This is a genomic window from Streptomyces sp. SAS_270 (assembly GCF_052543295.1).
Window position 1 is genome coordinate 19,142 of sequence record NZ_JBMNDS010000033.1, and the last position, 21,593, is coordinate 40,734.

Below are 21,593 nucleotides of genomic sequence, written 5' to 3' on the forward strand. Positions count from 1 at the left end.
GTGCATGCAGAACGCCGTGCCGGAGCCGTTGATGCCGTCGATGCACATGTTGGCGCCGGCACAGGGACGGAGCCGGTCCGTGCGACCGTCACGGACCTTTTTGGGCAGCTCGGGGCCGTACGGGTGCGCTGTCACGGCTGACCAGGGCGCTGCACTCCAATCATGGTCAATCCGACGCCGCCACGGGCCTTCTCGACGTGGAACGCGCGGTAGCGGTCTTGGGCGGACCGTCCTCGCTGTAGGCCGGTTCGTGGGATGTGCTGACGATGTGGTTGCGCAGGGTCAGGTTCTTGCGGACGAACGGACTCATCAGGGGCTCGGTCAGGGACACTCCGCACCTCCAGGGGAACGACGCGATCAGCGCCCGTGGTTGTGCATGACGTGCTTGGTGCGCGAGTAGTCGTCGAGCGCGTAGATCGACAGGTCCCGGCCGTAGCCGGATCCCTTGAACCCGCCCCAGGGGACTTCGCCGGCCAGCACGAGATGGGAGTTGACCCAGACGGTTCCGAAGTCGAGGCGGGCGGCGACGTCGTGACTACGGCGGGCGTTCTCGGTCCACACCGAAGCCGACAGGCCGAGGGGGACATCGTTGGCGCGCCGTACCGCTTCGTCCTCGTCGGTGAAGGTCTCGACCGTGACCACGGGGCCGAAGATCTCCTCGCGGGCGGCTTCGGCCCCCTCGGGTACGTCGACCAGCACGGTCGGGGCCACGAAGTAACCCGGCCCGTCGAGTGCCCCGCCTCCCACAGCCACGCGGAGGCCTTCGCTCTGCGCTCGCTCCAAGTACCCGGTGACACGCTCGAAGTGGGCCTTCGAGACCATGGGGCCGACCTCGACGTCATCGCCGGCGCTCGGTTCACCGACGACCAGGGCTCCGACCTCGCCGACGAGATGCTCGACGAACTGCTCGGCGACCGATTCGTGGACGAGGACGCGGCAGGCGGCCCCGCACTCCTGGCCGGAGTTCCAGAAGCTCGCCACGCGCAGGGACGACGCGGCAGCCGCAAGATCGGAGTCCTGGAAGATCACGACCGGGGCCTTGCCGCCGAGTTCGAGGTGCACCCGCTTGAGGGTGTCGGCGGCGGCCCGGGCGACGGCTCGACCGCTGGGCACCGATCCGGTCAGGGCGATCATGTTCACGTCCGGGTGCTCGGCGAGCCGGGCACCGACCACCGGGCCGTACCCGTTGACGACGTTGAGAACGCCGGGCGGCAGGAGATCGGCGACGAGTTCGGCGAACTTCAGGGTGGTCAGCGGGGTCTGCTCGGACGGCTTGAGGACCAGGGTGTTGCCGGCGGCGAGGATGGGCGCGATCTTCCAGGCCGCCATGAGCAGCGGGTAGTTCCACGGGGTGACCACGCCGATCACGCCGAGCGGTTCGCGCAGGATGACCGACAGATGGTCCTCGGCGTAGTCACCGGCGGCCATGGAGGTGGTCGCGCGCACCGCACCGGCCATGAAGCGGAAGGTGTCGACGGTCATGCCGACGTCGTCCCGCGACACCGCGAACGGCTTTCCGGTGTTCGCCGATTCCAGCCTGGCCAGCATCTCGGTGTTCTCGGCCACCCGGTCGGCGATGGCGTGCAGCACCTCCGAGCGGGCCTTGGGGACCAGCCGTGCCCACTGGTCCTTGGCCCGGGCGGCGGCGGCGACCGCTCGGTCGACGTCCTCGGCGGTGCCCTCGGGGACCTGGGCGATGACGTTCTCCGTGCTCGGGTCGACGACGTCGATGAGGCGCTCGGGCGATCCGTCGAGGAACTTCCCGTCGACGAAATGCCGGGCCGGAGGAAGGTCGGCCGTGGTGATCAGAGGGGGTGCGTCCGCCGCGCGTCGAACCGTGGCTGTCGTGGGGCCGGTGGAAGTGGTCATGAGCAGTGACTCCCTGAGAAGGGCCGTGTGGAACAGCCGGAATGTGAGGGGGCGGGGTCGGGATGGGTGGGTCCGAGACCGCGGCCGACGTCGTGTGCTTCGGCCCGCTGGTAGACGCTCCACGCGGCCGCCGCGTCCTGGACGCCGAGGCCGGCGCTGAGGTACGTCACCACGTCGTCGTCGCTGTAGCGGCCGCCGGCGTCGCCGGTCAGGACATGGCCGAGTTCGACGACGGCCGGCTCCGCCCTCTCGGCTCGCGCACTGGCGGCAAGCAGCGGACCGCAGTTCTGCCGGGCGGTCGGTCAGTGGGACTCGGACGGCTGGGAGAGCGTCTGGACGAGGGAGGAGATCGTGGCGGTGGTGGCGGCGTCGAGTCCGAGCACCGGCTCACGCGGGCCTCCGACCGGGAACCCGACCGCGTCCAGGGCGGCCTTGACCGCCGGGATGAACGGGGCGGACATGATCGCGTCCATCAGAGGGTAGATCCGCGCCCACTCGGCCCGCGCGCGGTCGAGGTCGCCGGAGCGCAACGCCCGGTGGATGGAGACGAGTTCGGCGGCCATCACGTTCGCGGTCCCCGCCATGACGCCGGCGGCGCCCTCGGAGATCGCCGTGAGGAGGAGACTGTCCCAGCCGACGAAGGTGGAGATGACGTCGCCGTGACGGTGGATCAGCTGACCCGCCTGGGCCATGTCGGCGCTGGTGTCCTTGATGTACTGGATGTTCTCGACCTCGCGGGCGAGCTGTCCGACGGTGTCCGGCGAGAGGTTGACGCCGGTGGCCCCGGGCAGGTTGTAGAGCATGATCGGGATGTCGACGGCGTCGGCCACCGTGCGCAGGTAGCGCAGGGTCTCTTCGCGCGTGAGCGGCTCGTAGTACGGGGCGACCACCATCAGCACCGAAGCTCCGGCGGCCTCGGCATGGCGGGAGAGTTCGACCGCCTCCCTGGTGCTCAGCGCACCGGTCTGCGCGACGACCGGCACGCGTCCGGCCGTCTGGTCGATGACGGTCTCGACGAGGTGGCGCCGCTCCGCGCCGCTCATGGCCGCGAACTCACCGGTGGATCCACAGGCGACGACGCCGTCGACCCCGCCGACGATGCTGCGGTCGACCAGGCGGCGCAGCGTCTTCTCGTCGATCTCTCCGTCCGGTGCGAACGGTGTGGCGAGGGCGGTCAGGACACCGCTGAGCTGTGACGACATTGTTGAATCTCCTCGGGGGAAGCTGCGCATGGTGAACAGGCGGGGGTGGACTTACGAAGCCATCGGGGTCAGGTCACGGCCTGCGGTCTGCCGTTCGGTGGCCAGCAGGCTCCGCGCTTCGTGCGCGGCGGACAGGCCGCTCTGGATCGCGGTCTCGGTGTAAAGGGTGCCGAGGTAGTCACCGGCCAGAAGGACGCGGCCGGTGCGTCGGGTCAGCGTCTGCTGCAGCTTGCCGCGGCCGGGGAAGCAGTACGGCGCACCGGTCGGCCAGCGCTGGATCTCCGCCTCGACGACGTTGTCGGCGAAACCGGGCAGCACCTGGTCCAGGTCGTCCAGGTAGATCCGGCGGATCTTGTCGTCGTCGTGCTCCAGCAGTTCCCGTGCCAGGCTGCCCGGTGAGAAGGTCATGATGCTGCTGCCGGGGGTGCGTTCCCGCTCGTACCCGTGCACGACGTTCGACATGTTCAGCGCGACATTGAAGGAGCGCTTCGGCGTCGCGATGCCGTAGGCGTCGTCCCAGACCTGGCGCTCGGTCTCGTCGCTGAGGAACGCCGCGCTCACATAGGGGCCGTAGACGATCTTCGACAGGGCTTCGCGGACGGCGGGGTCGAGGTCGACGGCGATCCGGTGGGTGACGGTCGCCGGGGTGGCCAGGACCACGCAGCGGGCCTCGACCTCCTGCTCGACGCCGTCCTGGCGGTAACGGACGACGACCGAGCCGTTCTTCTGGACGATCTCGTCGACGCTCGCGTTCAGCCGCACCCGGTCACCCAGTGCCGCGGCAATGCTCTCGGTGAGGGTGGACGGCCCCCCGAGGATGCTCTGCGAGAGGCCGGCGCCGATGTTCCACACCAGGCTGAAGTAACCCACGCCCGCGCCGGCGGAGAGCTGGTCGATATCGGCGGCGGAGCGGGTCACGGTGGGCTTGAACAGGGCCTCGGCGTCCTCGGGCAGGTCGCCGATGAAGTCCTTGAAGGAGCGGTCGTTCATGAAGTCGTAGACCCGCTGCTGGCGTTGGGCCTCGGTCTCGCCCTTGCGCAGCTGCACGATGCGGGCGTAGCGGGCCACGTGCAGGGCGACCTTGGCGCCCGCCTTGACCATGCCCACCCGTGCCGACATCGGCATCGGGATGCGGAACGGATAGCTCTCCACGCGACCCTTGAGCAGCAGCTTGCCGTTCATCGACAGTCCGGCCAGCGAGCCGGGCACCGGTACCGAGTCGACGCCGGTGTTGTTCAGCAGCCACGACGTCGCCGAGTTCCCGCCGGCGTACACATGCCCGCCCCAGTTGAGCCAGTACGGTCCGCGGCGCTCCGATCGGATACGTCCGCCGACCCGTCCCTCCGACTCGAGCAGGAGCGTGTCCCAGTGCCGCAGTCGCCAGCCCGCGGACAGGCCCGCGATGCCGCCTCCCACGATCACTACATCTTTCATCGGTACCCTCCTGCGGGTTCACGGGTGAGGAATGCGTGCACGAAGTTCTTGGTCGTGCGGCCAGGGCGCCGGGCCTCCACCAGTGGGGCCCGGTCGGCAGGTCAGATGTTCGCGGGGCGGACCGCGGGTTGGGGCCGGGGCTTCAGCGCGGCGGCCTCGTGGAGGGCCATGCCGCGGGTCTCGGGCGCCCACAGGACGGAGACGACGGCGCCGACGGCGTTGATGGCGGCGGCCGCGAGCATGGTGCCGCCGACTCCCCAGCCGGTCAGGGCCATGGGAACGAGGTAGGTGCCGACGGCTGCGCCGATACGGCTGGCGGACGAGGCCAGGCCGACGGCGGAGCCACGTACCTCGGTGGGGAAGAGTTCGTTGGGGTAGACCCACTGCAGGATCTGGGTGCCGCCGATGATGATGGCGTACAGGGCGAACAGGGTCATGATCACGCCGGACGGCGCGTCCGGGAAGATCCCGAGGAGCAACAGGGCCAGGCCCGACCAGACGAAGCTGTGGATGACCAGAGGGCGCCGGCCCATGCGGTTCACACAGAACAGGGCGACGACACAGCCGAGGAGGAACATCACGGTGATCATGGCCTCGCCGATGTTGGCGAGCCCGCCCTTGAGCTGGAGCGCGTCGAGAATCTTGGGGCCGAAGGCGTAGATGGCGAACAGCGGCACGATGGAGCAGGTCCAGAAGACCGAGATGTAGAGCATCCGCCCGCCGTAGCCCGTGCGCAGGATCGCCTTGAGGTCGACGTTCTCGCGCTCTTCCGCCTCGTCCGACAGGTCGGCGATGGTCACGTCGGGGCCGTAGACCTTCTTCAGCACGGCCTCGGCCTCTTCGGTGCGGCCCTTGTTGGCCAGCCAGCGCGGGGACTCGGGGGTGCCGTGACGCAGAAGGACGATGATCGTGGCGGGCAGGGTGGCGCTGGCGAGCATCCACCGCCAGGCGTCGTCGCCGAGCGAGGACAGCATGATCTCGCCGACGATGTACGCCGCGGCCGCGCCGACGAACCACATGACGACCAGTCCGCCCAGCAGCGGACCGCGGTAGCGGCGCGGGGTGAACTCGGCCAGCAGCGAGGTGGCGATGGGGTAGTCCGCGCCGACCGCCACGCCGATCAGCAGCCGCAGCACGAACAGCCACACCGGATCGTCGGCCCAGAACTGGGCGAGGGAACAGACGATGATGGCGATCAGGTCGATGGTGTAGAGGAGCTGTCGGCCGAAGCGGTCCGTGAGCCGGCCGCCCACGAACGCGCCGAGGAAGATGCCGATGAGCGCGGACGCGCCGATGAGACCCTGCGCGGAGTCGGACAGGTTCTGCCGGTCGGAGATCTGCACCATGGCGACGCCGATGATGCTCAGGACGTAGCCGTCGAGAAACGGGCCCCCGGAGGAGTACAGCGCGAGTTTCTTGTGGAAGCGCGACAGGGGCGCGTCATCCAGCCGATTTCCTGAGTTCGGTCCTGCGTTCACGGTCATCACAGCCTCCGGGAGCGGTTCCCGGGCATGCCCTTACAGGGTAGGTCCGGGCCACGTCGGTGTTGATGTCTTGAGGATTCGTGGCAGACGCCCGGTCCTGATGCTCCGGTGCAAGCCGGTCGACCGGGCGGGGGAAGTCGTCACGCGTGCCCGGGCAGCTCGCCTGGGTGGTGCCCGCCACCTTAGGATGTGATCACAGATCACACAATGGGTTGGGGTGGAATTCAGGTGGAGTTCCCAAGGGCGGTTCACCGACGGGCGGCGCGGCTGACATGAGCGTTCGTCCAACCTCTGCCACCGACCAGGCCGTTTATGATTCAGTCGTGCGTATGTCCAAACGTGTCGAGCCGTCGCTCTCTCTCACCGACCGGGTGTACGCGGTGCTGCACGAGGCGATCACCAGCGGCGAGTATCCGGCCGGCTACCGCCTGCGCATCCGTGATCTCGCCGCCGAGGTCGGAACCAGCGTGATGCCGGTACGCGAGGCCATCCGGCGCCTTGAGGAGGCGGGCTTCGCCGAACGCGTCCCGCACCGGGGCTCGGTGGTGAAGGGCCAGGACCCCACCGAACTGCTCCACATCTACGACACGCGCCAGATCCTGGAGGTCGAGGCAGCGCGCCGGGGTGCCGCGCAGATCGGTGAGGCCGGGGTCGGGCGCATGCGTGAGGAGTTCGAGCTGATGCGCCGCGCGATCGACGAGGGTGCCGTCGTCGCGTACCTCGACCACGACGAGGCTCTGCTCGCCATTCTCTACGAAGCGGCCGGCAACCCCGTGCTGCTGAACACCATCCGCACCCTCTGGGAGCACTGCCGCGCCTACAAAATCGTCGGAGCCCGGGCGTCCCTCGACACAGCCGGGGACGACTCGCTCTGGCGATACCAGGAGCAACTGCTCACGGCCGCCCACGCGCGTGACGCCGAGGCGGCGGCCACCATCAACAACGAGTCGCTGGCCAACGCCACCGACCGGATCAAGGCGCAGCTGGTTTCGCGGTAGACGCCTCCTGGGACCGGCTCCGGTCGCCGAGGTGCAGCCTGGGGACTTCGGCGCCGCGAAGCGATGATCCGGCCGGTGCGGCGCCAGGCATGCGTGCCCCATTTTCGGCCCCATCGATTACGGGCCGATTGCCCATTTGCTACGAATTGCACGACCTGGACGGGCCGTAGGTAATGAGGGCGGGCTGCCGTGCGCCCGCCCGCCCGTTTCGGCGTCTCGATCGTCGCGATCGACCCGGCGCTCGCTGCCTGAAAATTCCTCACCGGCGTGATTTCCCAGGTCGGAGCAGGTTTCGCCGACAACGATGCAAAAAAGATCTGTGATCACATCTTGTCAGACCTCGACGAAGGTGCGAAGTTACCTGCCATCACCGCGCCCTACCTCATCTGAAACAGGGCCTATGTCGTGATTAATCCACCTCGGGCATTTCAGCCACAGGGAGAGTCATGAAGCGTCTACGCGATTCACGTCTGGTCCGCTTCGGGGCGATTGTCGGTTCCGTTGCCCTGGTCGGTTCGACGGCCGCGTGCGGTTCGTCCGCCGACGCGAGTTCGTCCACTGCCGCGTCGGGGGGCGGGACGAAGAAGGTCGACTCGATCGCCGCGATGGTCCCGAAGTCGATCGCCGACAAGGGGACCTTGACGATCGCCGCTGCCACCTACCCGCCCGCGGTGATCGAGCCCGCCAACGGCGCGACGCCCACCGGCTGGGACGTCGAGAACGTGAACCGGATCGCCGCGGTCATGGGTCTGAAGGTCAAGGTCAGGATCGTCCCGTTCAATGGCATCATCGCGGGTCTGCAGGCGGGCCGTTATGACGGCGCGACCGGGGAGATCTACGCGACGGCCGAACGCACGGAGACCGTCACGTTCGTGACCAACCACGTGTCGGCCGATGCCCTCATGGTGCCGGTCGGCAGCAAGATCACCACCGCCGCCTCGGACACGGATCTCTGCGGTCACACGCTGGCCGCGTCGCTCGGCTCCGCCGAGGCGGCCCTGGCCGAAAAGATCGCGGGCAAGTGCAAGAGCGCCGGCAAGGGCGCGATCACCGTCAAGACCTTCGACTCCCAGGCCAACGTCAACCTCGCCCTGCGCGGCGGCCGGGTCGACGCGGCGGTGAGCAGCGCGAGCCAGGTGGCCTACGTGATGAGCCAGACCAAGGGCCAGTTCAAACTGGTCGAACTGCCCTGGGCCCCCAAGTACAAGACCGGTTTCGTGCTGCCGCGCAACAGTGACACCGAGAAGTTCGCCAAGGCGGTCCAGGCGGCCACCGACCACCTTGTCGAGAACGGTGAACTGCAGAAGATCCTCGACAAGTTCAACGCCGGTCAGGGGCTGATCACGAAGGCCGAGATCCTTCCGGCCACCGGGAGCAACTGATGAACCCGGCCACCGCCATGGACCCCACCCGTGTGGACCCGTCAGCCACCCCGCCCACGGAACTCGTGCCGATGCGGTACCCCGGACGGCGCCTCGCCGCCCTGCTCGTTCTCCTGACCGCGGCGAGTCTGGGCTACTCCGTGCTCACCAATGACAACTTCGAATGGCCCGTCGTCCGGGAGTATCTGTTCAACCACGAGATCATGAAGGGTCTCGGCACCACACTGCTCCTCACCGCAGTGGCCATGACGCTGGGCATCGTCCTCGGCATCGTCCTGGCCGCCTGCCGGATGTCGGAGAACCGGGTTCTCTCCTATCTGTCAGGCGCCTACCTGTGGTTCTTCCGGGGCACACCGCTCCTCGTCCAGCTGATCTTCTGGTTCAACCTCTCCGCCCTGTACCCCCGGTTGTCGATCGGCGTGCCGTTCGGCGGTCCTGAGATCGCCGGCGCGGCCACCAACAGCGTGCTGAGTCTGTGGGCCGTGGCCATCATCGGTCTGACCCTCAACGAGTCGGCGTACATGGCCGAGATCGTGCGTGGCGGGCTGCTCTCGGTGCCCAGGCACCAGCAGGAGGCGGCCGTCGCGCTCGGCATGAACCGGTGGCTGACCTTCCGCAGGGTGGTCCTGCCCCAGGCCCTGAGAGTCATCGTCCCGCCCACCGGCAACCAGGTCATCGGCATGCTGAAGCACACCTCGCTGGTGAGCATCATCGCTCTCGCCGACCTTCTGTACTCGGCGCAGCTGATCTACTCGCAGAACTTCCGCACGATCCCGCTGCTCGTCGTGATCTCCCTCTGGTACCTGCTGTGCACCACGGTCCTGTCCTACGCCCAGAGTCACATCGAGCGTCACTACGGGCGCGGCGTGCAGGTCGGCCCGCTCCGGCCGGGCGGCCTCGCGAAGCTCAGGTCGTTCGGCCCTCGGCTCTCGCAGCGGTCCCGGTCGAAGGACAACCCGACTCCGGCATGACGAAAGGACCGGTGAACACCTGATGAGCGCAACAACCCCCGCACCCGGCAGTACCGACATCTCGACGGCAGACCCCATCGTCCGGATCATCGACCTCCACAAGAGCTTCGGCCCGGTCGAGGTCCTCAAGGGCGTCGACCTGGAGGTACGCCGTGGCCAGGTGGTCGTCATCCTCGGACGATCCGGCTCGGGCAAGAGCACCATGCTGCGATGTATCAACCACCTCGAACGCCCGTCGAAAGGCAGCGTCATCGTGGAGGGCGAGGTGATCGGCTACCGCCTCAAGGGCGACAAGCTGCACGAACTGCCGCCGTCGGCCATCGCGAAGCAGCGCACCAAAACCGGCATGGTCTTCCAGTCCTACAACCTCTTCCCGCACATGACGGTCATGGAGAACCTCATCGAGGCGCCGCGCCGGGTCAAGGGCGTGGACAAGGCCGAGGCCATGAGTGACGCGCTGCGGGCACTCGATGAGGTGGGCATGGCCCACAAGGCCGACGTCTACCCGAGCACCCTGTCCGGCGGCCAGCAGCAGCGCGTGGCAATCGCGCGGGCGCTGGTCATGAAGCCCAGCGTCATGCTGTTCGACGAGCCGACCTCGGCCCTGGACCCCGAGTTGGTCGGTGAGGTCCTGAGCGTCATGAAGCGGCTGGCGACCAGCGGTATGACGATGATCGTGGTCACCCATGAGATCGGCTTCGCCCGCGGTGTCGCCGACGAGGTGGTCTTCATGTCCGAGGGCCGGCTGGTCGAGAAGGGGCCGCCGTCCCAGGTGATCGACGCACCCGTCCATGAGTCCACGCGCACCTTCATCAACAGCATCCTGTGACAGCGCGCCAGCCTGTCCCGTGGCCGGCCGGCGCCGTCGACGGTGTGCGGCACCACGGTCCTCGGCGGATGCGGAGAGCGGGCACCGCACGGTGAGCGCTGATGCTCAGATGGCCCCGCGAATGGCCCGTTCGAAGTCCTCGACGTGGCTGCGGGCAAGGCGTGCCGCCTTGTCGGCGTCACCGGTGACGATGGCGTCGATCAGCGGTCCGTGCTCTTCCACGTGGCCGGCCATGTCGGACAGACGGTCGATGAACAGGCACCAGATGCGGGTGGCCAGGTTGTCGTGGCGGACGAGGGTGTCCTCCAGGTACGGATTGTGCGTGGCGGCGTAGACGGCCCGGTGGACCTGGAGGTCCAGGCGCATGAGGTCGGCGGAGTCCCGCCCAGGCGCCCCGGCGCTGTCCAGTTCCCGCCGCAGCGCCGTCAGGCCGGCTCGGTCCGTGGCCGTGGCGCGACGCGCGGCCTGGGTGGCAGCCAGGGGCTCCAACTCCAGCCGTACCTCGGAGATATGGGCCAGATCGGTGATGTTGACCTCGGTGGCGAAGGTCCCACGCCGCGGATAGGTCGTGATCAGGCGCTCGTACTGGAGCCGCTTGAGCGCCTCACGCACCGGTGTCCGTCCCACGCCGAGAGCCTGCCCCAGCTGATCCTCATTGATCGGCGCGCCCGGACGGATCTCGAGCATGACCAGCTGGTCACGGATGGCACGGTAGGCGCGCTCGGCGAGGGTCAACTCCTCGTCGACGGGCTCGAGCGCCGTCTGCTGCATGGATGCCCCCTTGACCTGTCCGGCAAGCTCCCATACCTTACCGCAGAGTTTGATATATCAGTTGCTCACTAGTCGGTTATCAGGACGGTGCACAGATGGCAACGCAAACGTCGCTCACCACGTCCACCTCTCCTCTCTCCCTCCCGCTCGGCGAGCTCGACCCTGAGATCGCCGCCGCTGTCGACGCCGAGCTGCACCGTCAGCAGTCCACGCTCGAGATGATCGCCTCGGAGAACTTCGCCCCGGCGGCCGTGATGGAGGCCCAGGGCTCGGTCCTGACCAACAAGTACGCCGAGGGTTACCCGGGCCGCCGCTACTACGGCGGCTGTGAACACGTCGACGTCATCGAGCAGTTGGCCATCACCCGGGTGAAGGAACTGTTCGGCGCAGAGGCGGCGAACGTACAGCCGCACTCCGGCGCGCAGGCCAACGCCGCCGCGATGTTCGCGCTGCTCAAGCCCGGCGACACGATCCTCGGCCTCGACCTGGCGCACGGCGGCCACCTAACCCACGGCATGCGCCTCAACTTCTCCGGCAAGCTGTACGACGTCGTGCCCTACCACGTGCGCGAGTCCGACCTGCGCGTCGACATGGACGAGGTCGAGCAGCTGGCCCTCGCCCACCGGCCCAAGATGATCGTCGCGGGCTGGTCGGCCTACCCCCGCCAGCTGGACTTCGCCGCGTTCCGCCGGATCGCCGACACTGTGGGCGCGTATCTGATGGTGGACATGGCGCACTTCGCCGGGCTGGTGGCCGCGGGCCTCCATCCGAGCCCGGTGCCGTACGCCGACGTCGTGACGACCACCACGCACAAGACCCTCGGCGGCCCGCGCGGCGGTGTGATCCTCAGCCGTGCCGACCTGGCCAAGAAGATCAACTCGGCGGTCTTCCCGGGCCAGCAGGGCGGCCCCCTGGAGCACGTCATCGCGGCCAAGGCGGTCGCCTTCAAGCTGGCGGCGGGCGAGGAATTCAAGGAGCGCCAGCAACGCACGCTGCGGGGCGCGAAGATCCTCGCCGGACGGCTGCTGGCCGACGACGTGGCCGAGGCCGGGATCACCGTGCTGACCGGTGGCACCGAAGTCCACCTGATCCTGGTCGACCTGCGGAACTCCGCGCTCGACGGACAACAGGCCGAGGACCGGCTGCACCGCATCGGCATCACCGTCAACCGCAACGCCGTCCCGTTCGACCCACGCCCGCCGATGGTGTCGTCGGGCCTGCGGATCGGTACGCCCGCCCTGGCCACCCGCGGCTTCGGCGAGACGGAGTTCCGCGAGGTCGCCGACATCATCGCGGAGTCCCTGAAGGGCGAACGCGCTGAGGACGAACTGCGTGCCCGGGTCGAGAAACTCGCCACCGCCTTCCCCCTCTACCCCCACCTCGACGGAGGCCCGGCATGAGTGCCGAACCGCTGCCGGAACACCCGGACTTCCTCTGGCGCAACCCCGACCCAAAGCGGTCGTACGACGTCGTCATCGTCGGCGCAGGCGGCCACGGTCTGGCCACCGCCTACTACCTCGCCAAGAACCACGGCATCACCAACGTCGCCGTCCTGGAGAAGGGCTGGCTCGCCGGCGGCAACATGGCGCGCAACACCACGATCATCCGCTCCAACTACCTGTGGGACGAGAGCGCGGCGATCTACGAGCACGCGCTCAAGCTGTGGGAACAGCTCCCCGAAGAGCTGGACTACGACTTCCTGTTCAGCCAGCGCGGCGTCCTCAACCTCGCGCACACCCTGCAGGACGTCCGCGAAGGCATGCGCCGCGTGGGCGCCAACCGCCTCAACGGAGTCGACGCCGAATGGCTGGAGCCGGACGAGGTCGCCAAGGTCTGCCCCATCCTCAACGTCTCCTCCCGCACCCGGTACCCGGTGCTGGGCGCCACCTTCCAGCCCCGGGCCGGCATCGCCAAGCACGACCACGTCGGCTGGGCGCTGGCGCGCCGCGCCGACGAGCTGGGCGTGGACCTGATCCAGGGCTGCGAGGTCACCGGCTTCCTCAAGGACGGCGACCGGGTCGTGGGCGTCGACACCAACCGCGGCCGCATCCACGCGGGACGGGTCGGCCTCGCGGCGGCCGGGCACAGCAGCGTGCTGGCCGAGCGGGCGGGCGTACGGCTGCCGGTGCAGTCCCACCCTCTGCAGGCCCTGGTCTCCGAGCTGCACGAGCCGGTGCATCCCACAGTGGTCATGTCGAACCACGTACACGTCTACGTGTCGCAGGCCCACAAGGGCGAGCTGGTGATGGGCGCGGGCGTCGACTCGTACAACGGCTACGGCCAGCGCGGCTCGTTCCATGTGATCGAGCAGCAGATGGCCGCCGCCGTCGAGCTGTTCCCGATCTTCGCGCGGGCGCATGTGCTGCGCACCTGGGGCGGCATCGTCGACGTCAGCCCGGACGCCTCCCCGATCATCGGCGCCACCCCCGTGGAGAACCTCTACGTCAACTGCGGCTGGGGCACCGGCGGTTTCAAGGCCACCCCGGCCGCCGGCTGGACCTTCGCGCACACCCTCGCCACGGGCGAACCGCATCCGCTGAACGCCCCGTTCGCCCTTGAACGCTTCACCACGGGCGCGCTGATCGACGAACACGGCGCAGCAGCCGTGGCTCACTGAGGAGGACACCGTGCTGCTGATCAACTGCCCATGGTGCGGTCCGCGCAACGAGACCGAGTACCACTACGGCGGACAGGCCCATGTCCCCCACCCCGAGTCCCCCGCCGACCTCACCGACGAGCAGTGGGCCCAGTACGTCTTCTACCGCGACAACCCCAAGGGCCCGTTCGCGGAACGGTGGATGCACAGCATCGGCTGCCGCCGCTGGTTCAACGTCCTGCGCGACACCGCCACCCACGAGGTGCTGACCTCGTACCGGCTCGACGAGCCACGCCCCGAGATGCCCCAGGCCGGAGGGAACCGATGACCGACCAGCACTTCCGGCTGCCTCGAGGCGGCCGAGTCGACCGCGGCACCCGCCTGCGATTCACCGTCGACGGCCGGGAGTTGACCGGCCACCCCGGCGACACCCTCGCCTCCGCGATGCTGGCGAACGGGCTCGCCGAGGTCGCACCCTCGCTCTACCGCGGCCGCCCGCGCGGCATCGTCGCCGCGGGCGTCGAGGAGCCCAACGCCCTGGTGCAGCTGGGCGGTTCGTGCTCGGAGGGCATGCTCCCGGCCACGACCGTCGAGCTGTACGACGGCCTGTCCGCCACCACGCTCTCCGGCATGGGCCGGCTCGACCCCACCCCCGACCCCGCCGCCTACGACAAGAAGTGGACCCACGCCGACGTCCTGGTCGTCGGCGCCGGACCGGCAGGCCTCGCGGCCGCCGCCGCCGCGGCCGGCTCCGGCGCGCGCGTGGTCCTCGTCGACGACCAGCCCGAGCCCGGCGGTTCGCTGCTCTCCGGCGCGCAGGCCGACCTCCAGTGGGTCGCCGAGGTCCGTGCGGCACTCGACGCCGCCCCCGAGGTCGTGGTCCTCCCACGCACCACGGCGTTCGGCTCGTACGACGACAACTACGTGCTGGCCCTCCAGCGACGCACGGACCACCTCGGAACCGACGCTCCCGAAGGTGTCTCACGCCAGCGGCTGTGGCACATCAGGGCCCGCCAGGTCGTCCTGGCCACCGGCGCGCACGAGCGTCCGCTGGTCTTCGCAGGAAACGACCGCCCCGGGGTGATGCTCGCCGCGTCGGTGCGCACCTACCTCAACCGGTACGGCGTGGCGCCGGGTTCGCGGGCCGTGGTGAGCACGACCAACGACAGTGCCTACGACACGGTTGCCGACCTCCACGCGGCAGGCATCGACATCGCCGCCGTCGTCGACGCGCGCCCCGAACTGTCCCACCGAGCCGCCGAGGTCGCCGTCGCAACCGGCGCGCGGGTGCTGACGGGCAGCGCGGTCGTCGACACCTCGGGCGACCGGAGGCTCACCGGCGTCACCGTCCAGGCGCTCGACGCCGAGGGGCAACTCACCGGCGCACCACAGCCGTTCGACTGCGACCTGCTCGCGGTCTCGGGCGGCTGGAGCCCGGTGGTACACCTGCACAGCCAACGCCAGGGCAAGCTGCGCTGGAACGAGGACCTGGTCGCCTTCGTCCCCGACGGCACGGTGCGCGACCAGCAGGTCGTGGGCGCGGCCCGGGGGACGTACGACCTCGACGGCTGCCGGGCCGAGGGTGCGCGGGCCGGCGCGCTGGCCGCGACGGAGGCCGGGTTCCCGGTGACCGTACCGTCCGCCGTCGGTGTGCCGTCCGCGGTCGGCCCGACGCGCGCCCTGTGGCTCGTGCCCGCCCCCGACGGCGAACCCGCCACCTGGAGCACCCATGTCGTCGACCTCCAGCGCGACGTCACAGTCGCCGACGTCTGGCGCTCCACCGGCGCCGGCATGCGCGGGGTCGAGCACGTCAAGCGCTACACCTCGCTCGGCACGGCCAACGACCAGGGCAGGACGTCCGGCGTCAACGCGATCGGTGTGATCGCCGAGGCCCTCGGCGGTTCGCTGGGAGAGATCGGCACCACGGCCTACCGGGCGCCGTACACGCCGATCGCCTTCGCCGCCCTGGCCGGGCGTGAGCGCGGTGAGCTGTTCGACCCGGAGCGCACCACCTCCGTCCACGCCTGGCATGTGGCGCACGGCGCCGAGTTCGAGGACGTCGGGCAGTGGAAGCGCCCGCGCTACTACCCGCAGACCGGTGAGGACATGGACGCGGCCGTTGCGCGCGAGTGCCGGGCGGCCCGTGAGGGGGTGGCGTTCATGGACGCCTCCACCCTCGGCAAGATCGAGATCTGGGGCGCGGACGCGGGCGAGTTCCTCAACCGGATCTACACGAACGCCTTCAAGAAGCTCAAGCCCGGCATGGCGCGTTACGGCGTGATGTGCAAGCCCGACGGCATGATCTTCGACGACGGCGTGACGCTGCGCCTCGACGACAACCGCTACTTCATGACCACCACGACCGGCGGTGCCGCCGGGGTCCTGGACTGGCTGGAGGAGTGGCTGCAGACCGAATGGCCCGAACTCGACGTGCACTGCACCTCGGTGACCGAGCAGTGGACGACGATCGCCGTCGTCGGCCCCAAGTCGCGCGAGGTCGTCGCCCATCTCGCCCCGGACATCGACCTGTCCAACGAGGCCTTCCCGTTCATGGCCTTCCGCGAGACGACCCTGGCCTCCGGCGTCCCTGCCCGTATCTGCCGGATCTCCTTCTCCGGCGAACTCGCCTACGAGATCAACGTCTCCGGCTGGTACGGCCTGGCCGTCTGGGAGCAGGTGCACGAGGCCGGAAAGCCCTACGGCATCACCCCCTACGGCACCGAAACGATGCACGTCCTGCGGGCCGAGAAGGGCTTCATCATCGTCGGCCAGGACACCGACGGCACGGTCACCCCGCAGGACGCGGGCATGTCCTGGGTCGTCTCCAAGGTGAAGGACTTCGTCGGAAAGCGGTCCTACTCCCGTGCCGACACCGCCCGCACCGACCGCAAGCAGTTGGTCGGTCTGCTGCCGAGCGACCGCACGACCCGGCTGCCCGAGGGCACCCAGCTCGTCGCGCCGGACGTCTCCCTGGAGACGGTGCCGGTGCCGATGCTCGGCCACGTCACCTCCAGTTACCACAGTCCCGCCCTCGGCCGGCCCTTCGCGCTCGCCCTCGTCGCCGACGGACAGGCCAGGAAGGGTCAGACCCTGCTGGCCCCGGTGGGCGAGGCCCTGGTGCCCGTCGAGGTGACCGACTTCGTCCTCTACGACCCCGAAGGGACCAAGCGCGATGGCTGAGTCCACGATCGACGCACGGGTGAGCCCGTTGGCGCACCTGGAAGAGCGGATGCGGACCGCCGCCGTCACCGGCGCCCGCGGCGTCACGCTGACCGAGTGGCCGTTCCTCACCATGGTGAACCTGCGCGTCGCCCCCGCTTCCGAAGCGGCCGACCGCATCGAGAAGACCCTGGGCGCGGCACTGCCCCGCGAGTGCGGCCACACCACCACAGCCGGCCCGCACACGGTCCTGTGGCTCGGCCCCGACGAATGGCTCGTCGTGTCCCAGGCCGAAGTGGCCGCTGTGACGGCCGAGTTGCGGGAGGCACTCGGGACGGACCCGGGCTCGGTCGTGGACGTCTCGGCGAACCGCACCGCACTGGAGCTGAGCGGCCCGGCCGCCCGCGAGGTCCTGGAGAAGGGCTGCCCGCTGGACCTGCATCCCCGCGCGTTCGCAGCCGGCCAGGCCGTGTCGACCACGGTGGGCCCCATCGCCGTACTGCTCTGGCAGGTCGACGACACGCCCACGTACCGGCTGTTCCCCCGGTCCTCGTTCGCCGACTACCTGGCCCGCTGGCTCATCGACGCGATGAGCGAGTACCGCCGCCCCGAGGTCCCCTGATGGCGCTCAGCGCGTTCGACCTGTACTCGGTCGGCATCGGCCCCTCCTCCTCCCACACGGTGGGGCCGATGCGGGCGGCCCGACGCTTCGTCCAGCGCCTGGACGGCGAGAGCCTGCTGTCCTCCGTCGGCCGGGTGCGGGCCGAACTGTTCGGGTCGCTCGGCGCGACCGGGCACGGCCACGGCTCGGACAAGGCGGTCGTGCTCGGACTGGAGGACGAGGACCCCGCCACCGTGGACACCGACCGGGCCGATGACCGGGTCGCGGAGGTGCGGAACAGCGAGACCCTGCTCCTGGCCGGCAAGCACCGCATCGGCTTCGACAGCGATGTGGACCTGGTGCTGCACCGACGCAGGTCCCTGCCCGCGCACCCCAACGGCATGATGTTCCACGCCTTCGCCGACGACGGGCGGCTGTTGGACGAGCGGACCTACTACTCCGTGGGTGGCGGCTTCGTCGTCGACGAGGCCGCCACCGGCGCCGACCGTGTCGTCGCGGACACCACCCGGGTGCGCTTCCCCTTCGACTCGGGGGCCGAACTGCTCGCCCACTGCGCACGGGAAGACCTCTCCATCAGCGACGTCATGCTCGCCAACGAGCAGGCCTGGCGTCCCGAGGCCGACGTGCGCGCGGGACTGCTGGACCTGTGGTCCGTCATGCAGGCATGTGTGGAACGCGGATGCCGGCGGGAAGGGGTGCTGCCGGGTGGCCTGCGGGTGCCCCGCCGCGCGCCCGCGCTGTTCCAGGATCTCAGCGCGAACGCCGGCAGCCCGGATCCCCTGCACGTCATGGACTGGGTGAACCTGTTCGCGCTGGCGGTCAACGAGGAGAACGCCTCGGGCGGCCGCATCGTGACCGCCCCGACCAACGGGGCGGCCGGAATCATCCCCGCCGTACTGCACTACTACACGCGGTTCGTACCCGGGGCCGACGACGACGGTGTGGTCCGTTTCCTGCTGACCGCCGCCGCGATCGGCATCCTGTTCAAGCAGAACGCCTCCATCTCCGGGGCCGAGGTCGGCTGTCAGGGCGAGGTCGGCTCGGCCTGCTCCATGGCGGCCGGGGCCCTGTGCGAGGTCCTCGGCGGGACACCCGCGCAGGTCGAGAACGCGGCCGAGGTCGGCATCGAGCACAACCTGGGGCTCACCTGCGATCCGGTCGGCGGCCTGGTCCAGATCCCCTGCATCGAGCGCAACGCCGTCGCGAGCAACAAGGCCATCAACGCGGCACGTCTCGCCCTGGCCGGTGACGGCACGCACAAGGTCAGCCTGGACATGGCCATCAAGACCATGCGCGACACCGGCCGGGACATGAAGGTCAAGTACAAGGAGACCGCCCGCGGCGGCCTCGCCGTCAACGTAATCGAGTGCTGACATGACTGATCTCGCAGCTTCCGCCACCGAGCCCGTCGAGCACGTGCTCACCGTCGACTGCCCCGAGGCTCCCGGCATCGTGCACGCCGTCTCGCGGTTCCTCCTCGAGCACGGCAGCGACATCATCGACAACCACCAGTTCGGTGACCGCCGGGACGGCCACTTCTTCATGCGGGTGCGCTTCGCCACCTCCGGCAGCGAGAACAGCACGGAGGCCCTGCGCCGCGACTTCGCCGCCGTGGCCGCCCCCTTCGCCATGCGATGGCACCTCGAAACGGTCAGCACCCGGCGCCGCGTCCTGATCATGGTGTCCCGCTACGGCCACTGCCTCAACGACCTGCTCTTCCGCACCCGCAGCGGCGACCTGCCCATCGACGTGGTCGCGGTGGTCTCCAACCATCGCGACCACGAGGAACTCGTCGCCTGGCACGGCATCCCGTTCTTCCACGTGCCGGTCACGCCCGCGACCAAGCCCGAGGCCGAGACCCGGCTCGTGGAGATCATCGACTCGTTCGACGTCGACCTGGTCGTGCTGGCCCGCTACATGCAGGTGCTCTCCGACGACCTGTGCAGCCGACTGGCCGGCTGGACGATCAACATCCACCACTCGTTCCTGCCGAGCTTCAAGGGTGCCAAGCCCTACCACCAGGCACACGACCGCGGAGTCAAGCTCGTCGGCGCGACCGCCCACTACGTCACCGCCGACCTCGACGAGGGCCCGATCATCGCCCAGGAGGTCATAGACGTCGACCACAGCCACACCCCCGACGACCTGGCCGCCATCGGCCGCGACGCGGAGTCGGCGGCCCTGGCCCGAGCGGTCCGATGGCACTGCGAAGGCCGGGTGTTCGTCCAGGGCAGGCGCACGGTGGTCCTCCGCTGACGGTCGGACGCCTCCCTCGGGGCGCGCGCCGTGTAGGCGCCCGCCCGGAGCTAGGCCGGCATGGGACGTTGCGGAGCGGCAGAGCGGCGGCAGCGGCTCAGGAACCCCCCTGGTGGTTGCTCCGCGGGCGCCCGTGAACCCTGCGAATGGGCCTGTCGGGCAGCGGTGGCCGCGCAAGTCCGGGGCGCGGTGACGAGCCCTCGCGTCGTTCGCCTCGTCGTCGCCTTGTTGGTCGCGGCCGTCGGCCCGATCCACCGGACCGGGCGACGCCGTAGCCGCCGGCGGGCGCCGAGGGCGCCCGGGCCATGGCGGTGACGGAAGCGATCCGCGCCGTCGCCGGACCCCCCACACATCGTCCGCCCGGCCGCCGCTGATCCGCCCGACACCGAAGCGAACACATCGGCAACCCAGGCCGCACCCATGCTTCAAGGTCGATGACGCGCCGACCAGCAGGGTGCGCAACCTGTCTCTCAAGCCCCGTCATCTGGTCCCCTCACGCGGCCATACAGCGAGGCAGGGACAGCTGCCAGACACCATGATCATTGCACATCTATTGCACATTTCCCCGGGAACTCCCGGGAAATCGAGGGAACTCCAGATTGGCCTCCCACGGAACACCCCAGGTCAGGGGGCATGCAGGTCAGGCCCAGGCCGTCACCGGCACAAATGAACTGTCCTGCCGGAACTGGTCCGTGCCGTCCGTCGGGTCCACGCGGAGTTGGTAGTTGTAGTGGCGCAGGTAGTAGCCGGGGTAGTTGTACGACTCGAAGCGGACGGCGGCGGAGGTCGTGCCGGTGCGGGCGGTGAAGGTGGCATCCTTGGCGAACTTCGCCGTGCCGTCGTTGGCGTCGAAGCGGCCTCGGAAGCCGTAGTGGCGCAGGTAGTTGCCGGCGGCGTCGCGGAAGGAGAAGGCGTTCGCGTCGGCGAGGCCCGCGACGACGGTGAAGGTGGCGGCCTGCTTCTCGGCCGTGGTGCTTGAGCTGCTCACCACGGGGAGGTTGAGGAGGGAGGACTGCTCCTGCCAGTAGCGGGTGGAGTAGTTGGCCGATCGGAAGGATCGGGTGACGCCGGTGGGGAGGGTCACGCCTCCGGAGACGGTCTCCTTGACCACGGTGAAGTGGCGTGCGGTGCCCGAGATGACGGGCAGCTTGGCGGGGGCGCTCCAGGTGGCGAAGGAGTCGTAGCTGTCGCTGGAGTAGTAACTGCCGTCGCTGTAGCCGTCGAAGAAGATGCGCCAGCCGCCGTTGTCGAGCTGCACCAGGGCCGGGCCCTCGCGGTAGCTGCCCCAGCCCGCCCAGTCGCCGGTTTTGCTGATCGTGTAGGGGCCGGTGAGACGGGTGGCGGTGGCGTACTCGATGTACTTGGTCGTCTCGTTCTTGGTGAAGGCGTGGTAGGTGGAGCCGACTTTCACCAGGAAGGTGTCGATGTGGTTGCTGCCTATGCCCGAGAGCGCGACCGGTGAACTCCAGGCGGTGAGAGCGGAGTTGGTGGCCTTGAGCAGATACGGCGTGAAGATCCACTCGTCGTCGGTGGTCGAGCAGGACACGATGACGTTGACGCTGCCGTCGCTGTCGACGAACCACTCGGGGGCCCAGGCGCGCGAGAGATTCGTGAGCGGGACCGTGTAGTCGTACAGGAAGGTCCAGTTGGCCCGGTCGGAGCTGCGCGCGAAGCCGATGGTGGTGCTGGTGTCCTGCCAGGTGTGCGTGGTGTAGGTCAGGTAGTAGTAGCCGTTGGTGTGCTTGAAGACGCTGGCGTCGCGGATCCGGTTGCTGGGTGGGGTGTAGGCGGAGGCCTTGACGAGGCGGAAGTCGGTGGCGTCGTCGGACTGGTAGACGTTGACGGTGCCGTCGTTGCTGTTGAGGAACGGCACGATGGTGTAGCGGGTTGCGGAGCCTCCGGGGGGTGCGGCGGCCGCGGCCGTGCCGAGCAGGCCGGGCAGTTCGCCCAGGACGAGCACCGAGGCGGGCAGGGCGGCCATCGCGCGCAGCAGGCTGCGGCGGGACGGCGGGAGGGACCT

The 21,593-nt window shown here is 69.2% G+C and carries 19 protein-coding genes; 11 read left to right on the forward strand and 8 right to left on the reverse strand.

The features are described 5' to 3' along the window. Positions 1-166: 166 nt before the first annotated feature. From ACN6LB_RS22095 to ACN6LB_RS22120, 6 genes are all read right to left on the reverse strand, one after another. On the reverse strand, positions 167-310 hold the full coding sequence (locus ACN6LB_RS22095) for a hypothetical protein (RefSeq protein ID WP_445027422.1): 144 nt from the start codon (positions 308-310) through the stop codon (positions 167-169). 47 nt (positions 311-357) lie between these two features. After that, entirely contained in the window at positions 358-1,869 is a 1,512-nt protein-coding gene (locus ACN6LB_RS22100) for an aminobutyraldehyde dehydrogenase (RefSeq protein WP_445027423.1), read from the reverse strand. Continuing rightward, positions 1,866-2,144: a hypothetical protein gene (locus tag ACN6LB_RS22105; RefSeq protein ID WP_445027478.1), complete on the reverse strand. Its 279-nt coding sequence runs from the start codon at positions 2,142-2,144 to the stop codon at positions 1,866-1,868. The genes ACN6LB_RS22100 and ACN6LB_RS22105 overlap by 4 nt, the downstream gene beginning before the upstream one ends. Positions 2,145-2,171: 27 nt before the next feature. Beyond that, positions 2,172-3,071: a 4-hydroxy-tetrahydrodipicolinate synthase gene (dapA, locus tag ACN6LB_RS22110; RefSeq protein ID WP_445027424.1), complete on the reverse strand. Its 900-nt coding sequence runs from the start codon at positions 3,069-3,071 to the stop codon at positions 2,172-2,174. 51 nt (positions 3,072-3,122) lie between these two features. Then, positions 3,123-4,505 carry a flavin monoamine oxidase family protein gene (locus tag ACN6LB_RS22115; RefSeq protein WP_445027425.1) on the reverse strand — a complete coding sequence of 461 codons (1,383 nt, stop codon included), beginning with the start codon at positions 4,503-4,505 and terminating at the stop codon, positions 3,123-3,125. 101 nt (positions 4,506-4,606) lie between these two features. Continuing rightward, entirely contained in the window at positions 4,607-5,989 is a 1,383-nt protein-coding gene (locus ACN6LB_RS22120; protein WP_445027426.1) for an MFS transporter, read from the reverse strand. A 329-nt stretch (positions 5,990-6,318) separates the two neighbouring features. Between ACN6LB_RS22120 and ACN6LB_RS22125 the strand changes: the two genes are divergently transcribed. The 4 genes from ACN6LB_RS22125 (at position 6,319) to ACN6LB_RS22140 (ending at position 10,169) form a co-directional block, all read left to right on the forward strand. Continuing rightward, positions 6,319-6,987, forward strand: coding sequence for a GntR family transcriptional regulator (locus ACN6LB_RS22125; protein ID WP_445027427.1), 669 nt, complete (start codon positions 6,319-6,321; stop codon positions 6,985-6,987). 446 nt (positions 6,988-7,433) lie between these two features. Next, positions 7,434-8,369 carry an ABC transporter substrate-binding protein gene (locus ACN6LB_RS22130; protein ID WP_445027428.1) on the forward strand — a complete coding sequence of 312 codons (936 nt, stop codon included), beginning with the start codon at positions 7,434-7,436 and terminating at the stop codon, positions 8,367-8,369. Continuing rightward, positions 8,369-9,340, forward strand: a complete 972-nt coding sequence (locus ACN6LB_RS22135) for an amino acid ABC transporter permease (RefSeq protein WP_445027429.1) — start codon at positions 8,369-8,371, stop codon at positions 9,338-9,340. The genes ACN6LB_RS22130 and ACN6LB_RS22135 overlap by 1 nt, the downstream gene beginning before the upstream one ends. A gap of 22 nt (positions 9,341-9,362) precedes the next feature. Next, a complete protein-coding gene (locus ACN6LB_RS22140) occupies positions 9,363-10,169 on the forward strand; it encodes an amino acid ABC transporter ATP-binding protein (protein WP_445027430.1) in 807 nt (268 codons plus the stop codon). A gap of 105 nt (positions 10,170-10,274) precedes the next feature. Here the strand turns inward: ACN6LB_RS22140 and ACN6LB_RS22145 are convergent, their stop codons facing one another. Then, the gene (locus tag ACN6LB_RS22145; RefSeq protein WP_445027431.1) at positions 10,275-10,940 is read right to left on the reverse strand and encodes a GntR family transcriptional regulator; all 666 of its coding nucleotides are present in this window, start codon (positions 10,938-10,940) and stop codon (positions 10,275-10,277) included. Positions 10,941-11,035: 95 nt separating this feature from the next. Here ACN6LB_RS22145 and glyA point away from each other — a divergent pair, with 95 nt between their 5' ends. The 7 genes from glyA to purU are packed head-to-tail and all read left to right on the forward strand — an operon-like array spanning position 11,036 to position 19,573. Next, on the forward strand, positions 11,036-12,340 hold the full coding sequence (gene glyA, locus ACN6LB_RS22150) for a serine hydroxymethyltransferase (RefSeq protein WP_445027432.1): 1,305 nt from the start codon (positions 11,036-11,038) through the stop codon (positions 12,338-12,340). After that, positions 12,337-13,557, forward strand: coding sequence for a sarcosine oxidase subunit beta family protein (locus ACN6LB_RS22155; protein WP_445027433.1), 1,221 nt, complete (start codon positions 12,337-12,339; stop codon positions 13,555-13,557). Before glyA ends, ACN6LB_RS22155 begins: the two co-directional genes overlap by 4 nt. Positions 13,558-13,567: 10 nt before the next feature. Then, positions 13,568-13,864: a sarcosine oxidase subunit delta gene (locus ACN6LB_RS22160; protein WP_445027434.1), complete on the forward strand. Its 297-nt coding sequence runs from the start codon at positions 13,568-13,570 to the stop codon at positions 13,862-13,864. After that, positions 13,861-16,716, forward strand: a complete 2,856-nt coding sequence (locus ACN6LB_RS22165; RefSeq protein WP_445027435.1) for a sarcosine oxidase subunit alpha family protein — start codon at positions 13,861-13,863, stop codon at positions 16,714-16,716. The genes ACN6LB_RS22160 and ACN6LB_RS22165 overlap by 4 nt, the downstream gene beginning before the upstream one ends. Continuing rightward, positions 16,709-17,317 (forward strand): sarcosine oxidase subunit gamma, encoded by a 609-nt coding sequence (locus ACN6LB_RS22170; RefSeq protein WP_445027436.1) that lies wholly within the window; start codon positions 16,709-16,711, stop codon positions 17,315-17,317. Before ACN6LB_RS22165 ends, ACN6LB_RS22170 begins: the two co-directional genes overlap by 8 nt. After that, positions 17,317-18,690 (forward strand): L-serine ammonia-lyase, encoded by a 1,374-nt coding sequence (locus ACN6LB_RS22175; RefSeq protein WP_445027437.1) that lies wholly within the window; start codon positions 17,317-17,319, stop codon positions 18,688-18,690. The genes ACN6LB_RS22170 and ACN6LB_RS22175 overlap by 1 nt, the downstream gene beginning before the upstream one ends. A gap of 1 nt (position 18,691) precedes the next feature. Continuing rightward, the gene (gene purU / locus ACN6LB_RS22180; RefSeq protein WP_445027438.1) at positions 18,692-19,573 is read left to right on the forward strand and encodes a formyltetrahydrofolate deformylase; all 882 of its coding nucleotides are present in this window, start codon (positions 18,692-18,694) and stop codon (positions 19,571-19,573) included. 640 nt (positions 19,574-20,213) lie between these two features. Here purU and ACN6LB_RS22185 read toward each other — a convergent pair. Then, positions 20,214-21,554: an AbfB domain-containing protein gene (locus ACN6LB_RS22185; protein ID WP_445027479.1), complete on the reverse strand. Its 1,341-nt coding sequence runs from the start codon at positions 21,552-21,554 to the stop codon at positions 20,214-20,216. Positions 21,555-21,593: the final 39 nt, after the last annotated feature.